Origin of the sequence: Rhizobium rhizogenes NBRC 13257 (genome assembly GCF_000696095.1) — a bacterium.
Classification (GTDB): Bacteria; Pseudomonadota; Alphaproteobacteria; order Rhizobiales; family Rhizobiaceae; genus Rhizobium; species Rhizobium rhizogenes.
In genome coordinates, this window is the sequence record NZ_BAYX01000001.1 from 445,335 (window position 1) to 459,433 (window position 14,099).

16 protein-coding genes are annotated in these 14,099 nt (G+C 60.1%); 5 read left to right on the top strand and 11 right to left on the bottom strand.

What is annotated here, in order from left to right:
• The first annotated feature begins 164 nt into the window (after positions 1–164).
• Entirely contained in the window at positions 165–1,496 is a 1,332-nt protein-coding gene (locus RRH01S_RS02105; protein WP_034518009.1) for a diguanylate cyclase, read from the top strand.
• A gap of 36 nt (positions 1,497–1,532) precedes the next feature.
• Here RRH01S_RS02105 and RRH01S_RS02110 read toward each other — a convergent pair whose 3' ends face one another.
• The 3 genes from RRH01S_RS02110 to RRH01S_RS02120 all read right to left on the bottom strand — a co-directional run bounded on the left by RRH01S_RS02110 (position 1,533) and on the right by RRH01S_RS02120 (position 3,381).
• On the bottom strand, positions 1,533–2,552 hold the full coding sequence (locus RRH01S_RS02110; RefSeq protein ID WP_007696829.1) for a GlxA family transcriptional regulator: 1,020 nt from the start codon (positions 2,550–2,552) through the stop codon (positions 1,533–1,535).
• 301 nt (positions 2,553–2,853) lie between these two features.
• The gene (locus tag RRH01S_RS02115; RefSeq protein WP_007696826.1) at positions 2,854–3,060 is read right to left on the bottom strand and encodes a hypothetical protein; all 207 of its coding nucleotides are present in this window, start codon (positions 3,058–3,060) and stop codon (positions 2,854–2,856) included.
• A 75-nt stretch (positions 3,061–3,135) separates the two neighbouring features.
• Positions 3,136–3,381 carry a hypothetical protein gene (locus RRH01S_RS02120; RefSeq protein ID WP_007696824.1) on the bottom strand — a complete coding sequence of 82 codons (246 nt, stop codon included), beginning with the start codon at positions 3,379–3,381 and terminating at the stop codon, positions 3,136–3,138.
• Positions 3,382–3,458: 77 nt separating this feature from the next.
• Here RRH01S_RS02120 and RRH01S_RS02125 point away from each other — a divergent pair, with 77 nt between their 5' ends.
• The gene (locus RRH01S_RS02125) at positions 3,459–4,400 is read left to right on the top strand and encodes a LysR family transcriptional regulator (protein WP_174005839.1); all 942 of its coding nucleotides are present in this window, start codon (positions 3,459–3,461) and stop codon (positions 4,398–4,400) included.
• A gap of 104 nt (positions 4,401–4,504) precedes the next feature.
• Entirely contained in the window at positions 4,505–4,966 is a 462-nt protein-coding gene (locus RRH01S_RS02130; RefSeq protein ID WP_007696818.1) for a cupin domain-containing protein, read from the top strand.
• 16 nt (positions 4,967–4,982) lie between these two features.
• On the opposite strand, the gene RRH01S_RS02135 is transcribed toward RRH01S_RS02130, so the two are convergent.
• The 7 genes from RRH01S_RS02135 to RRH01S_RS02165 all read right to left on the bottom strand — a co-directional run bounded on the left by RRH01S_RS02135 (position 4,983) and on the right by RRH01S_RS02165 (position 11,311).
• Positions 4,983–6,986: an ASKHA domain-containing protein gene (locus RRH01S_RS02135; RefSeq protein ID WP_042470014.1), complete on the bottom strand. Its 2,004-nt coding sequence runs from the start codon at positions 6,984–6,986 to the stop codon at positions 4,983–4,985.
• Between the two features lie 45 nt (positions 6,987–7,031).
• Positions 7,032–7,385, bottom strand: a complete 354-nt coding sequence (locus RRH01S_RS02140) for a hypothetical protein (RefSeq protein WP_042469788.1) — start codon at positions 7,383–7,385, stop codon at positions 7,032–7,034.
• A 2-nt stretch (positions 7,386–7,387) separates the two neighbouring features.
• A complete protein-coding gene (locus tag RRH01S_RS02145; RefSeq protein ID WP_042469790.1) occupies positions 7,388–8,353 on the bottom strand; it encodes a methyltetrahydrofolate cobalamin methyltransferase in 966 nt (321 codons plus the stop codon).
• 95 nt (positions 8,354–8,448) lie between these two features.
• The gene (locus RRH01S_RS02150; RefSeq protein WP_007696807.1) at positions 8,449–9,555 is read right to left on the bottom strand and encodes a methylenetetrahydrofolate reductase; all 1,107 of its coding nucleotides are present in this window, start codon (positions 9,553–9,555) and stop codon (positions 8,449–8,451) included.
• Positions 9,556–9,558: 3 nt separating this feature from the next.
• On the bottom strand, positions 9,559–10,137 hold the full coding sequence (locus tag RRH01S_RS02155) for a methylenetetrahydrofolate reductase C-terminal domain-containing protein (RefSeq protein WP_042469793.1): 579 nt from the start codon (positions 10,135–10,137) through the stop codon (positions 9,559–9,561).
• Positions 10,130–10,432, bottom strand: a complete 303-nt coding sequence (locus RRH01S_RS02160; protein WP_007696804.1) for a virulence factor — start codon at positions 10,430–10,432, stop codon at positions 10,130–10,132. Before RRH01S_RS02160 ends, RRH01S_RS02155 begins: the two co-directional genes overlap by 8 nt.
• Positions 10,433–10,672: 240 nt before the next feature.
• On the bottom strand, positions 10,673–11,311 hold the full coding sequence (locus tag RRH01S_RS02165) for a DUF1638 domain-containing protein (protein WP_042469795.1): 639 nt from the start codon (positions 11,309–11,311) through the stop codon (positions 10,673–10,675).
• Positions 11,312–11,330: 19 nt separating this feature from the next.
• On the opposite strand from RRH01S_RS02165, the gene RRH01S_RS02170 reads away from it, so the two are divergent.
• Positions 11,331–11,489 (top strand): entericidin domain-containing protein, encoded by a 159-nt coding sequence (locus RRH01S_RS02170; RefSeq protein ID WP_007696798.1) that lies wholly within the window; start codon positions 11,331–11,333, stop codon positions 11,487–11,489.
• 66 nt (positions 11,490–11,555) lie between these two features.
• Here RRH01S_RS02170 and RRH01S_RS02175 read toward each other — a convergent pair whose 3' ends face one another.
• The gene (locus RRH01S_RS02175; protein WP_012651716.1) at positions 11,556–12,257 is read right to left on the bottom strand and encodes a cobalamin B12-binding domain-containing protein; all 702 of its coding nucleotides are present in this window, start codon (positions 12,255–12,257) and stop codon (positions 11,556–11,558) included.
• A 260-nt stretch (positions 12,258–12,517) separates the two neighbouring features.
• On the opposite strand from RRH01S_RS02175, the gene RRH01S_RS02180 reads away from it, so the two are divergent.
• A complete protein-coding gene (locus tag RRH01S_RS02180; protein WP_042469797.1) occupies positions 12,518–14,098 on the top strand; it encodes a trimethylamine methyltransferase family protein in 1,581 nt (526 codons plus the stop codon).
• Position 14,099 lies beyond the last annotated feature (1 nt).

Sequence of the window (14,099 nt, forward strand, 5' to 3'; positions counted from 1 at the left end):
AAGAAAAACATGAGGATGATTCATGTTTTTCCCGAGATTTGTACAATCTATGGTTCCGCTTTCTTCACGAATCCCGGTCACGATGGGATCGATAGCACTGTCGTTTCGTCCGCTATAGCGATGACGAACAGGCCGTGCCAGGCGGTTCGGAGGGCGTGAAAGAAATGGTGGTCCGCGTGGATTTCCTCAGTGATGGCCAAGGTCATCGCCGTGGCAGCCAGGAGATACTTCTGGTGGAAGATTCGCGCATGTTTTCTGCTGTCCTTGGCCACCGCTTCCAAACAGAACTTGGACTTAATGTCACCCACTGCTCTTCGCTGAAGCAACTGAACGAAGTGCTTGCGATCGACGGGCATGGTTTCACTATGGCGGTCGTCGACCTCAACCTGCCGGATTCGCCGCATGGCGAGGGGCTGGATGTCGCTATCGCTCACCATATTCCGTCAATCGTCTTCACCGCATCCTTCGATGTGGCGATGCGCAGCCGCATCATGGAGCGGCGCATTGTCGACTATGTCCTGAAGGACAATGAATTCGCCCTCGACAATCTCGTCTCCTCGGTCAGGCGCGCCATCTCCAACCGGAGTACGCGCGTGATGGTGGTGGATGACATGCCCTCGGCACGGCGTGTGCTGGTCGAGATTCTGGAGGCACAGCAGTTCAAGGTCGTTGAAGCCGGTTCCGGTGTCGAAGCCCTGTCGGTGCTCGAGGAATACAGCGATATCGAAATGGTGCTTACCGATTATCATATGCCCGATATGAACGGTCAGGAGCTGACGCGGCGCATTCGCCATCGCTTCGGCTCGGATCGGATGCGCGTCGTCGGCGTCTCCTCTTCGAATGATCGCCTGCTTTCAGCGGCCTTCCTCAAGGCTGGCGCCAACGACTTCATTTACCGCCCCTTCGTGGAAGAAGAGCTTCAGTGCCGCATTGCGCTCAATGTCGAGACACTGTTGCAGCTCAAGCAGTTGCGCGTTTTGGCGGCGAGCGACTATCTGACCGGGCTCTACAACAGGCGATACTTCTATGATCAGGGTCCGAGGATCGTGAACGAGTGCCTGCGCCGCCAGCGACCGAGTTCGGTCGCGATCCTCGATATCGACCATTTCAAGAAGCTGAACGATACCTACGGTCACGAAATCGGTGACCAGGTGCTGAAGGCGGTCGCTGACCGGCTCAGATCCCTGTTCGAAGGCAGCGATAGCTTGTTGTCCCGACTCGGTGGTGAGGAGTTCGCCATTCTCTTCACGGAGACGGATTCACGCGCCGCCACCGCCATTTGCGACGATGTGCGCGTCAGTCTCTCGAACCTGAAGGTCAACGCCGACGACGAGGAATTGTCGGTGACCGTATCGATCGGCGTGGCGGAGATCGCCGGCTATGAGGCATTCGAGAATTATCTCAATGCTGCCGACCAGTTTCTCTACATGGCGAAGCACAATGGCCGAAACCAGGTCTATTCCGACTTCAAGATGACGAAAGAAGCGGCCGAGTAGGCCGCTTCGATTTTTGATTGGGTAGCAATTTCGGCTTCAGATCACCACGCCGGTGCGATTGTTCGACATGGTGAGCTTGCGCTCGGCACGCTCTTGCTGCGGCGAGCGATTGTAGAGTTCGCGATAACACTTGGAGAAGTGGGAGGCGGAGACGAAGCCGCAGGCAACCGCCACTTCCACGACCGGCATGGAAGACTGCACCAGCAGATGGCGGGCGCGATCAAGGCGAATTTCGAGATAGTAACGAGCCGGCGAGCGGCCCATTTCCTGGCGGAACAGACGTTCGATCTGGCGGCGCGACAGCCCGGCATCGTCGGCGATCTCAAGCAGCGACAGCGGCTCGGCAAGATTGCTTTCCATCAGTTCGATGATCGACAGCACCTTGGCGTTCTGGACGCCGAGGCGGGCGCGCAGCGGCAGGCGCTGGCGGTCGTGGGGGCTGCGGACGCGATCGGTCAATTGCTGCTCACAGACGCGGTTGACGAGGTTCTCGCCAAAGTCCTGGCCGATCAAGTTCAGCATCATGTCGAGCGAAGCGGTGCCGCCGGCGCAGGTGTAGAGATTGCTGTCGACCTCGTAGAGATCGGCATAGACTTCCGCCTGCGGGAAGGTCTCGGAGAAGCCGGGGAGGTTTTCCCAGTGGATGGCGCAGCGCTTGCCGTTCAGGAGACCTGCCTGGGCGAGCACATGTGCGCCCGTACAGAGGCTGCCGACGGCAACGCCGCGATTGTAGGTCTCGCGCAGCCAGGCATTGACCGACTTGTTGTTGAACTCCTCGACATAGATGCCTGAACAGACCAGCACCATGTTCGGGCGGTTCTCGCCGCCGAGATAGCGGCGCTCATCGGCGAGCGCCGAATTGACCTCGAGGCCGATGCCGCTGGAGGAATAGACCTTCTGGCCGTCGGTGGAGGCAAGCCGCCAGGAGTAGGCCGGGTAGCCCAGCATGCGGTTGGCGATCCGCAGCGTTTCAACCGCCGCGGAAAACGGCAGCATGGTAAAATGGGGTACGAGAAAGAAAACCAGGGAACGCGTCTTAATCGGAGTCTTGCTCATATCGGGAAAATCCATGCTCCAGGACCATTGCGTATACCTTGCGTCAAATGCGTCGGCTCGATGGTCTAATAGCGACACTGGCATGGATAATAGCGGCCGCAAAGAGATATTTGTGCCGGCTCATTAAAATTGCCGGAGGAAAGAAAGCGGGCCGGGTAGCCAAGCAATTCCCTTAGATGGTCAAATATATATGGGGATCATAATCAAGATAAAAGAAAAGCGGGCTTCTATGCGTCAAATGTTCGAAAGGCGACACTCGTTTCGGTTGAGCGTCGCCCTTAGAATTTAGAAGTTATCACAATCATCGCGTGGCCTTGGGATTGTTGGTTTCGTTGGCAACCGGCCAGCCGAGATCCTTGCGCATGTCGTCCGAAAGGGACTCAAGCTCACGCTCGGAACGCCACTGCTGCCAGCGATCGGCGATGCGGGTGATAAATGGCACATAACTACCGCTCGCCGGGAGCGTGCTCCGCGTCCTGCCGGTGTCTCTATAGATAATCGTCGTCATTTCCAGGTTCCTTTCGGTTTTTAGACGCCCGAAAGGTCGCGACCTTTACGAGCTAATATGGAGTTGGTTCACGTATCAATCAAGCGAATAGATCTTATAGCTGCCATGAGAATTATTGAACGATGGAGCTTTCGCGGGCTTTCGTTCGTGGGCCGATAGCATCCGATCCGGCGGCAAGCCGCGTGCGTTGACGTCGTCGATCAGATGGGCTGGAAAGCGCGCCACGATCTCATCGAGCGTGTGCTGTGCCGTCCGCTGGACGACGCGGACACGCATGAGGTTGAACAGGCGAGATGCCTCGTAAAGTACTGTGCCAGCCATGGTCGTGCTCCTTTTCGGCTGCCTTACCTATTTCGTTAGGGCCAATATGGTCCCGCGTTGACATTCAGACAAACGAAATGATATGGTGCTTAAGATCAGAAAAATTGAAGGATGCCGATATGACCGTACCGTTTCGCCGGCCCATACCGCTGCTCGACAATGAAGTTCTGCGCACCTTTGTCGCCATCGCCGAGACCGGTAATTTCTCCACCGCGGCTGATGCGGTCTTTCGCACGCCGTCGGCCGTCTCGATGCAGATCAAGAAGCTGGAAGAGCAGCTTGGCGTGACGCTGTTCCTGCGCGACGCCCGTTCCGTCAGTCTGACGCAGCATGGCGAAATGCTGCTTTCCTATGCCCGCAATATTCTGGCGCTCTCCAATGAGGCGGTATCCCGCTTCATCATGCCGGAGCTTAGCGGCGTCGTGCGTCTCGGTGCCCCAGATGATATCGGCGAGCGCCTGCTGCCGAGTATCCTGAAGAGTTTTTCGGAGAGCTACCCGAGCATCATGGTCGATGTCGTCGTGGATATGAGTATCCAGCTGAAGAAGCGCATTGAGGAGCAGCGGCTGGATTTGGCGCTGATCAATTGCGCAACGCGGCCTTTCCCGACGGAAGGCGAGGTCATCTATACGGAGCGCCTGGTCTGGGCGGGCGCCAAGTGTGGCACGGCCTATCGACGCGATCCCTTGCCAATCTCGATCTGGGAAGACGGTTGCATCTGGCGGTCGGAAGCATTGGCCCAGCTCGAACGGCACAAGCGCCCTTACCGTGTCTCCTATCTCAGCGCCCATACGATGGCGCAGCGCGCCGCTATTGTCTCCGACCTCGCGGTCGCGCCGTTTCCACGCTCCTACATTGGTGAGGACATGGAAATTCTCGGACCGAATGAGGGCCTACCGGAACTCACCTCCTTCGACATTCGCCTGCTGACGGCATCGCAGATGACGGGGCCGATGAAGGCGGTGGCCGATAGCATCCGCGAAGCTTTCGTGGAGATCGGACGCAGAGTGGCGGCGTAAGGGCAAAGCCCAATCAGGCGGCACGACCGAATTTGACGAGAGTGGTTTTTTACTGTGCTGCGACAAGTGCGTAAGCTCTATCGCTCGTCGCAGGGGAGATTGCCATGCCGAAAATCAACGTCGCCGCCGTGCCGAAACGCAAGGGCTCGGGTTATCCGGCACCCTTCGATGCGCCCCTTGTCGAGCGCATACGGCAACGGCTGGGCAATGCCGGTGGGCTCACCGATTTCGGGATCAATCTCATGCACCTGCCGCCGGGCAACTGGTCGAGCCAGCGGCACTGGCATTCGCACGAGGACGAATTCGTCTATGTGCTGGAAGGCGAGCTGACGCTGATCGAAGACGAAGGTGAGACGGTGCTGCGCGCCGGTGATTGCGCGGCCTTTCCGAAGGGTACCGGCAACGGCCACCACATGATCAACAGATCAGGCGCGACGGCCGTTTATCTCGAAATCGGTTCGCGTCAACCCGCCGATATCACCACCTGCTCGGACATCGACATGATGAGCACCAATGCCGATGGTCGGTTCGTGCACAAGGACGGCACGGCTTATCCCGAACCTTAAGGTCCCAGCCTTGCAATTACTCGCGGCTGCGACGACGTCTGCGGCCGCCACCTTCGCCGCCCGCATCGTCGGCGGACTGCTTGCGTTCCGGCAGGGTCACGACCTTCGACAGTTCCGGGAAGGCATCGACCTTGTTCGGCAGCGCCATGGCGTAGACGAAATGCTCCTGAAACTTTGATTCAAGCGCCGTCTCTATCTTCTCGATTTTGCTCACGGTTTCCTCGATCTCGCGGCGATAGCCGCGGTTGAGGAGCGCCATGCGCGCGCCGGTGCCGGCGGCGTTGCCGACCGCTTTCACCTTGTCGAGGGCGCAATCCGGTATCAGGCCCAGCACCATCGCATATTTCGGATCGATGAAGGTGCCGAAGGCACCGGCAAGGCCGATGCGGTCGACATGATCGATGCCCTGCTTGTCCATCAAGAGCTTGACGCCGGCATAAAGCGCGGCCTTGGCGAGCTGGATTGCGCGCACGTCGTTCTGGGTCACTGTAATGCGCTGTTCGCCGTCGCGCAGCAGGTAGGAATAGGTGCGGCCGTTCTGCAGGATGCGCGGCGAGCGCGCCATCATGCCGCCGTCAACAACGCCGTCCTCGGAGATGATGCCGGCAAGAAACATCTCGGCGACCACTTCAATGATGGCCGAGCCGCAAATGCCGGTGACGCCGACGGTTGCGGCGGCTTCGTCAAAACCGGGCTCGTCCGACCATGGTTCGATGCCGATGACGCGGTAGCGCGGCTCGAGCGTCACGGGGTCGATGCGTACGCGCTCGATTGCGCCGGGAGCAGCACGCTGGCCGCTGGAAATCTCGGCGCCTTCGAAGGCTGGGCCGGTGGGCGAGGAAGCGGCGACGACACGATGGCGATTGCCGAGGACGATTTCGGCATTGGTGCCGATATCAACCAGCAGCATCATCTCATCCTGCCGGTGCGGTCCTTCGGCCAGTGTCGCAGCGGCTGCGTCGGCGCCGACATGGCCGGCGATGCAGGGCAGCATGTAGACGCGCGTGCCGGCATTCATCGGCAATGCGATCTCGGCCGAGGTCAAATGCACCGCACCGGACACGGCAAGCGCGAACGGGGCACCGCCAAGCTCGGTCGGATCGATGCCGAGAAAGAGGTGATGCATGATCGGATTGCCGACGAAGACGGCGTCGAGAATGTCCTGGCGCGACACGCCTCCATCGGCGCAGACCTTGTCGATCAGCCCATTCAATGCCTCGCGTACGGCATTGGTCATGGCGGGGCGGCCGTCCGGGTTCATCATCACGTAGGAGACGCGGCTCATCAGGTCTTCGCCGAAGCGGATCTGCGGGTTGGATGTGCCGGCGGACGCCACCGTGCGGCCCGAGAGCAGCGAAGAGAGATGCATGGCGATCGTGGTCGAGCCGATATCGCAGGCGATGCCGTAGGCTTCGTTCTTAAGGCCCGGATAGAGCGCAATCAGCCGTGGGGGATCGCTCTCATGATCTCGGTGGATTGCAGCGGTGACTTTCCATTCGCCTTTGCGCAGGATCGACTGCACCTGCGGGATGATGTGAAAATCGACGTCGAGATCGTCGTATTTCCAGTCGGCGGCCAGTGCCGCTTTCAGCCGATCGAGATCGCCTGTCGGCTTGTGCATGTCCGGCTCTTCGACCTCGACGTAGCACATGTGCACGGCCGTATCACGGGCGATAATGCGCTCATCGACGGCCTTGCGGACCACCTGCGCGTTGATCACCGTATCCTGCGGCACGTCGATGACGAGATCGCCCTGGATCAGCGCCGAGCAGGAGAGGCGGCGTCCGTCCGGCAGGTCGCGGACCTCGGCGTAGCGCTTTTCCTTCGGGCCGATTGGCGAGAGATGGTCGTTGGCGGAGACGATCTTGTGCTTGGCGAAATTGCCTTCCTGTACGGAGACCTGACAGCGCCCGCAGGTTGCGCGACCGCCGCAGACGCTTTCGACATAGACGCCAAGCTGCCGTGCAGCCTCCAGCACAGGCGTGCCGACCGCGAAACGGCCGCGCTTACCGGAAGGCATGAAGAGGACGAGGGGATTCGTGCTGTCGCCGGCTTGAGCCACGGATCAGCCTTTCTGTTTGCTGAGGCGGCGCACGTTCGATCGAACACGCTTGCTGTAGGGCTTCACTGAAGCCTGGGCGATTGCATCGGCGGCGCGGCTCGATGAGACGCGACCACCCGTTGCTATTGCCGTCATTGCCGCGATGCCCTGTTGAGCGAGAGCCATATTGGTTGCGGTCGCACTTTCGGCCGCGGCCATCATCTTTTCGGAGACCATGCGATTGATTTCCGTGGAATTCACGCCGCCGCCCGTCATTGCGGTCATCCACATCTGCGACAGGCGCATGGAGATCACCATGGGCGCCTGAAACCACAATGTGGCGAGGTCGTTGGTAAGTTTCTGGCTTGGATAGGTCATCGCTATTCCCTCGCTGCGCTTGCGCCGGCTCGTGCCGCGCGCCCACCACGCCGACCACCGCCACCAGCCGCCGGAGTAGCTGCGGTCGGGGCGACGCCACCTTCTGCCTGCTTATAGTCGCGGTAGGTCATGATCCAGTTGGTGCAATTGGCGTCGGTGCCGTTCAGCACGTTGGCGGCGCGCACCGCTTCCATTTCCTGCGGGCGGCAGGGGTTCATGATCGCCGAGGTCATGCCCGCACCGATGACCATCGGGATGAAGCCGGCATTGATGCCATGGCGGTGCGGTAGGCCGAAGGAGATGTTGGAGAGGCCGCAGGTGGTGTTGACCTTCAACTCGTTGCGCAGGCGATGCAGCAGCGCGAAGACCTGGCGGCCGGCGTCGCCGAGCGCCCCAATCGGCATGACGAGCGGGTCGACGATGATGTCCTCAGGCTTGATGCCGTAGTCCATCGCGCGTTGGACGATCTTCTTGGCGACGGCGAAGCGCACGTCCGGGTCCATGGAGATGCCGGTCTCGTCGTTGGAGATGGCAACGACCGGTACGTCGTATTTCTTGATCAGCGGCAGGATGGCCTCGAGCTTTTCTTCCTCGCCGGTGACGGAGTTGACCAGCGGCCGGCCCTTGGCGACTTTCAGCGCCGCCTCAATGGCAGCCGTCACCGAGCTGTCTATCGACAGCGGCACGTCGACGAGGCCCTGGACGATTTCCAGCGTCTGCACCAGCAGGCCAGGTTCCGTTTCGTTCGGGTTGACCGAGGTGACGCCGGCATTGACGTCGAGCATGGTCGCGCCAGCGGCCACCTGTTCGAGCGCATCCTTGATGACGGTATCGAAATTACCCTCGATCATCTCGGCCGCCAGCTTCTTGCGCCCCGTTGGGTTGATGCGTTCGCCAATCACGCAAAAGGGCTGATCGAAGCCGATGATGATTTCGCGGGTGGCGGATGCAACGATGGTGCGCGTCATGTCTGATCCTCTGGTCAGTTGGCACGATAGAGAAGATCTATCGTGCCGGGATGGGGGTTACAAGCGGGCCGGGCTCCTCCGCCCGCCGCTTGATTTCAATGCGTCTGATGCGGCGGATGGTGAGCGGCGGCTTCGGCCATTTCCTGCTGGTTCTCTTCCTTGCCCTCGCGGATGCGTTCCAGTCTCTCGGCGACCAGCGCGTCGGTGCGGTTGGCCTCGTGCTTCCACGGCCGGCGGCCTTTCAGCACGCCGGAATCATGCACCATCTCTGCGACATATTCTTCCTGGCGATAGGCCATGACGTGGACGCCGGACACGCCCTCGATCTCCTTCACCTCGTTGATGATGTCGATGCAGAGCTGCTTGCCCTCTTTCTTCTGATCCTCGGCGCCCTCGATACGCTTGATGATCTCATCCGGAATATGCACGCCCGGCACGTTCGAGCGCATCCAGCGGGCAGTCTTGGCCGAAGCCAGCGGACCGACGCCAACCAGGATGAAGCATTTTTCATGCAGGCCCAGGTCGCGGACCTTCTTCATGTAGTCGCGGAACATCGGCACATCGTAGCAATATTGGCTCTGGACGAACTGAGCGCCGGCCTCGATCTTCTTCGCTAGCCGATAGGGACGGAAGTCGTAGGGCGGCGCAAACGGGTTGATGGCCGCGCCGAGAAAGACCTTCGGCGGCGAGGTCAGCTTGCGGCCGGACAGGAATTTCGCATTGTCGCGCATGACGCGCACGGTTTCGAGCAGCGACATGCAATCGAGATCGAAAACCGGCTTGGCGCCTGGCTGGTCGCCGGCCTGCACACCGTCGCCGGTCAGGCACATGATGTTGCAGACGCCCATGGCGGCAGCACCCAGCACGTCGCCCTGAATGGCGATGCGGTTCTTGTCGCGGCAGGCGATCTGCATGATTGGCGCATAGCCCATGCGGGTCAGCAGCGCGCAGATGCCGACGGAGGACATGTGGCAATTGGCGCCGGAAGCATCGACCGCGTTAATGCCGTCGACCCAGCCGGAGAAAATGGCGGCGCGCTCATAGACATCTTCCGGGTTGGCACTGTCGGGCGGGTTCAGTTCGGCTGTGACGGCGAATTCGCCGCGGCGAAGCACGCGCTCCAGGCGTCCCAGTGAGGAGTGGCCGGGCAGGGGATCGAGCGGCAGATGGGCGCCAAGCGGGTTTTCATCGATATGCGCCATCGATCAGGATTCCTTGCTTGCCGCTTCACGGGCCGCGGCGGCTTCCGCTGTCACACGCAGCCAGGAAGAAGTCTCGCTCAGCGACTGGTTCACCGGCTTCTGCACGTTCAAGATCGCATCGCCATAGGCCATGTTGCGCGAGCCGTTCCAGGCCTGCACCCAGACGCAGGGCATGTCGGGCTCGACTTCGCAATTGCCGTTGGCGCGCACGCCGCCGCAGGGGCCGTTGCGCAACTGCTTCGGACAGTTCATCGGACAGGACATGCCGGTCGACGAGAGCGCGCACTGGCCGCACATGCGACAGTCGAAGAGGAAGCCCTTCACATTGCGCTCGACAAAGGTGATGGGACGTTCGACGCGCTCGTAGCCGATTTTCTTCCAGAGCGGGTGCAGCAGCAGAAAAGCATCGGCGAAGCGGCGGTAGAACCATTCGAGGAAGCGCGAATGGCGCACGGCCCAGAGGCGGACGGTGTATTTGCGCCGTGCACGACGGTTCGGCGAGACGCCGGCGGGCGTATAGGCGCCGCTGGCAGCTTTCGCGCCTGGGGCGGCATTGCCCGGTTTCAGGGCGGGATCAGCCATTGTCGCGGCCCCCGGCCTTTACCAGCGCAATGAGACGTTCCCGGTCATAGGCGGTTTCGAGCTCGCTTGCGGCTTTGTCGGCCTCGGCTTCCAGATCGTCGGAGACGGGTACGGGATCGGCCTTGCGCCATTCAGCCAGATAATCGTCTGTCTCGGCGGCGCCGGTACGCATGGCGCACATGTCGATCGCTTCGGTGAAGCGCAGAGAGAGCTCACGCTTCGCCGCCTGCCGCCCCTTCTTGATGATCACCTGGGCCGGAATATCCCGCCAATAGACGACAATGCGATCCGCCATGCAGAAGTTCTCCTCTTTGATCAAGAATGCACGTCCGTCCACCCAGGGACTGCGCTTGCCACGACGCGGCACATGCCGAAAAACGACGCTCCATGCAAAGCACCTTCACAAACGGCAGTAAACTTCGCCGTCACGCAAGGTGGCAAGTGTTTTAGGCCGTGATTCAACGCCTTCGATGGTGCCCAGCATGGCGATATCGCAGGAAGGCCGCAAGCGGCGATATGGGATGGAATGTCGTAATCAGACAGCTAGCAATTCACGCGCGAGATCGCCATAGCCGGTGAAGCGATATTCGTAGTCCAGGCCGAGAAAGGCGGCCGCGGCTTTCGCCTTTTCCTGTAGTGCCGGATCCTCTTCTTGCGAGAGATAGACGACCTTGCGATAATTGCCGAAATACATGTCTCGCAGCTCCGGATGCCGGTCGAGGCCAAGCGGTACGATAACGAAAGCTTCGAATTGGCGGGCGAGGAAATCGGTGAGAAAGAACGAGGTGATATCATCCTCGCGGGCGGCAAAGGCCTCGTTGCCGCTGAAGAAGGAATAACAGTGCGGGCCGGAGAGGCGCTCGATACCCTCGCGCTCACAGATCTTGTCGATGTCACCGCCGGTGCCGCAATCGGCATAGCCGATGAAGATCGTCTCGAAGCCGCGCGCGCGTGCGTTTGCGATCGCTTCTTCCAGGGCGGGTGCGATCTTCTGTGGGTAGGAATGGTAGATCGCGGGAAGACAGTGCAGGTCAATGTGATCGAGACTATTAATTCTGGTGACCGCCAGTATCTCGCGCGCGATTGCTCCGCACGCGATCACATGAACCTTTTGCGATGTTGTGCGTTTCTTGGGCGGAGGCTTTTTCTCCGCCTTTTGCCGATCAATATCCATTCCGAGAGGGTTCCCGATCATGACTTCACCGACATTCACCAAAATCGCCGCCGCCTGCGCTGTTCTTATGCTGCTGGCTTCATGCGCCAATACAATTCGTGGTGTGGGCAGGGATACGGCCAATGCCGTCAACGCGACGGAAGATGCCGGTCATACCGTCAAGAAGGCTGCCCAATAACCAATTTGGGATGCCAATAGGCCGGCGACAACCTTTCGGTTGTCGCCAGTTTGGAATTCGCTGCAATCAGGCTCGTGCAGCCATGCTGTTGTGCTTGCGCTTCATGAAGTCCTTGGCGGTCTCAACCGCCACGGCCGCATCGCGGCAATAGGCATCGGCGCCGACAGCCTTGCCGAATTCCTCGTTCAGCGGCGCGCCGCCGACGAGAACGACGTAATCGTCGCGCATGCCCTTTTCCTTGAGCGTATCGATAACGACCTTCATATAGGGCATGGTCGTCGTCAGCAGCGCCGACATGCCGAGAATGTCAGGTTGTTCGCGCTCGATGGCATCGAGATAGTTTTCGACCGGGTTGTTGATACCGAGGTCGATGACGTCGAAGCCGGCTCCCTCCATCATCATACCGACGAGATTCTTGCCGATGTCGTGAATGTCGCCCTTCACGGTGCCGATCACCATCTTGCCGAGCTTCGGCGCGCCGGTCTCCACCAGCAGCGGCCGCAGGATAAACATGCCGGCCTTCATCGCATTGGCGGACAGCAGCACTTCGGGAACGAAGAGAATGCCGTCGCGGAAATCGATGCCGACGATACGCATGCCCTCGACGAGTGCCTGCGTCAGGACATCATAAGGCGTCCAGCCGCGTTGGAGGAGGATGTTGGTGGCTTCCTCGATCTCCTCCTTCAGTCCGTCGTAAAGGTCGTCATGCATCTGCTGCACGAGTTCCTCATCAGAAAGTTCCGCGAGAATGATTTCGTCGTCAGACATGCGCTCCATCCCATTTTCGTGCAGTGCATCGGAAGCTTGTATAAAATACTGCCTCATTAAGCGATAAACCTCAACGATGACAAAACTCTTTTCGAAAGCGACGCTGCACGGATAATTCGCGACGGATGGAGATGAGGCGATATCGCTGCGCGCATGTCTGTCCTATGCTAGTCGCTGGCGCATAAAGGAATGTCCATGCGACGGAATAGGGTAGCATGGAGCAGAATAGACGCATTCATGCGGAGGAGTGAGGAAGCATCATGGACGATATCATTGAGCAACCGGCCGCGGGCGGTGATGGTGGCGGACGGCGTTCGCGCGGCGAGGGCAGGGGTGCGGCCGCGCGGCGAGCGTCGCGCAGCGGCGGCGGACCGGGTCCGTCACTTCCCTATATCGTCCGAAAGATCGGTGTCTATGAGGTACTGGACGAGGAAGGTCTGCAGCTCATCGAGCGCAATGCCGACACCATACTCGAGGAAATCGGCATCGAGTTTCGTGACGACGCTGAAGCGTTGGCGCTGTGGAAAGACGCCGGTGCCGACGTCAAGGGTCAGCGGGTGCATTTCCCGAAAGGGCTTTGCCGCGAACTTCTGAAAACTGCGCCGAAGGAGTTCACCTGGCATGCGCGCAACAGTGCCCGTAATGCCCATGTCGGCGGCAAGGCGACAATCTTCGCGCCGGTTTATGGGCCGCCCTTCGTCCGCGATCTCGAAGGCAATCGCCGTTATGCGACGATCGAGGATTTCCGCAATTTCGTGAAGCTCGCCTATATGGCGCCGTCGATGCATTCGTCCGGCGGTACGGTCTGCGAACCGGTCGACGTGCCGGTCAACAAGCGCCACCTCGATATGATCTACAGCCATATCAAATATTCCGACAAGCCGTTCATGGGCTCGGTCACCGCGCCGGAGCGCGCCGAGGACACGATCGCCATGGCGAAGATCGTTTTCGGCGACGATTTTGTCGAAAACAATTGCGTGACGCTGAACCTGATCAATGCCAACTCGCCGATGGTGTTCGACGAGACCATGCTCGGTGCGCTGAAGGTCTATGCACGTCATAACCAGGCTTCGGTCGTTTCGCCCTTCATCCTTTCCGGCGCCATGAGCCCGGTGACTGTTGCAGGGACGTTGACGCAGATTCTGGCCGAAGTGCTGGCGGGCGCCTCCTTCACGCAGCTGATCCGCAAGGGGTCGCCGGTGCTTTACGGCACTTTCGCTGCCTCGATCTCGATGCAGTCGGGCGCTCCGACCTTCGGCACGCCGGAGCCGTCGCTGGTGTCCTATGGCTCGGCCCAGCTTGCCCGGCGTCTCGGCCTGCCGTTCCGGACCGGTGGCTCGCTTTGCGCCTCCAAGGTGCCGGACGCACAGGCGGCGCATGAATCGGCCAATACGCTGAACATGACGCTGCTCGCTGGCACGAATTTCGTGCTGCATGCGGCCGGCTGGCTCGAAGGCGGTCTGGTTTCTTCCTACGAGAAATTCATGATCGACCAGGATCAGCTCGGCATGATGCAGAAAATGGCCGAGGGCGTCGATCTCTCCGAGAACGGCCAGGCTCTGGACGCGATCCGCGAAGTCGGCCCCGGCAGCCACTATCTCGGCTGCGCCCATACGCAGGCGAATTTCCAGAGCGCTTTCTATCGTTCGGCGCTCGCCGACAACAACTCATTCGAGCAGTGGGAAATCGAAGGCCAGAAGCGTGTCGAGCAGCGTGCCAATGCGCTTTGCCGCTCCTGGCTCGATCACTACGAAGCTCCGCCGCTCGATCCCGCGATCGACGAGGCGCTGCTGGCCTATGTCCAGAAGCGCAAGGATTCGATGCCGGACGCCTTCACCTGAA

Bases quoted from the DNA above. Each gene is read 5' to 3' on its own strand.
- RRH01S_RS02105 (WP_034518009.1), top strand. From the start codon at position 165: ATGGTGGTCCGCGTGGATTTCCTCAGTGATGGCCAAGGTCATCGCCGT.
- RRH01S_RS02110 (WP_007696829.1), bottom strand. From the start codon at position 2,552: ATGAGCAAGACTCCGATTAAGACGCGTTCCCTGGTTTTCTTTCTCGTA.
- RRH01S_RS02115 (WP_007696826.1), bottom strand. From the start codon at position 3,060: ATGACGACGATTATCTATAGAGACACCGGCAGGACGCGGAGCACGCTC.
- RRH01S_RS02120 (WP_007696824.1), bottom strand. From the start codon at position 3,381: ATGGCTGGCACAGTACTTTACGAGGCATCTCGCCTGTTCAACCTCATG.
- RRH01S_RS02125 (WP_174005839.1), top strand. From the start codon at position 3,459: ATGATATGGTGCTTAAGATCAGAAAAATTGAAGGATGCCGATATGACC.
- RRH01S_RS02130 (WP_007696818.1), top strand. From the start codon at position 4,505: ATGCCGAAAATCAACGTCGCCGCCGTGCCGAAACGCAAGGGCTCGGGT.
- RRH01S_RS02135 (WP_042470014.1), bottom strand. From the start codon at position 6,986: ATGCCTTCCGGTAAGCGCGGCCGTTTCGCGGTCGGCACGCCTGTGCTG.
- RRH01S_RS02140 (WP_042469788.1), bottom strand. From the start codon at position 7,385: ATGACCTATCCAAGCCAGAAACTTACCAACGACCTCGCCACATTGTGG.
- RRH01S_RS02145 (WP_042469790.1), bottom strand. From the start codon at position 8,353: ATGACGCGCACCATCGTTGCATCCGCCACCCGCGAAATCATCATCGGC.
- RRH01S_RS02150 (WP_007696807.1), bottom strand. From the start codon at position 9,555: ATGGCGCATATCGATGAAAACCCGCTTGGCGCCCATCTGCCGCTCGAT.
- RRH01S_RS02155 (WP_042469793.1), bottom strand. From the start codon at position 10,137: ATGGCTGATCCCGCCCTGAAACCGGGCAATGCCGCCCCAGGCGCGAAA.
- RRH01S_RS02160 (WP_007696804.1), bottom strand. From the start codon at position 10,432: ATGGCGGATCGCATTGTCGTCTATTGGCGGGATATTCCGGCCCAGGTG.
- RRH01S_RS02165 (WP_042469795.1), bottom strand. From the start codon at position 11,311: ATGGATATTGATCGGCAAAAGGCGGAGAAAAAGCCTCCGCCCAAGAAA.
- RRH01S_RS02170 (WP_007696798.1), top strand. From the start codon at position 11,331: ATGACTTCACCGACATTCACCAAAATCGCCGCCGCCTGCGCTGTTCTT.
- RRH01S_RS02175 (WP_012651716.1), bottom strand. From the start codon at position 12,257: ATGTCTGACGACGAAATCATTCTCGCGGAACTTTCTGATGAGGAACTC.
- RRH01S_RS02180 (WP_042469797.1), top strand. From the start codon at position 12,518: ATGGACGATATCATTGAGCAACCGGCCGCGGGCGGTGATGGTGGCGGA.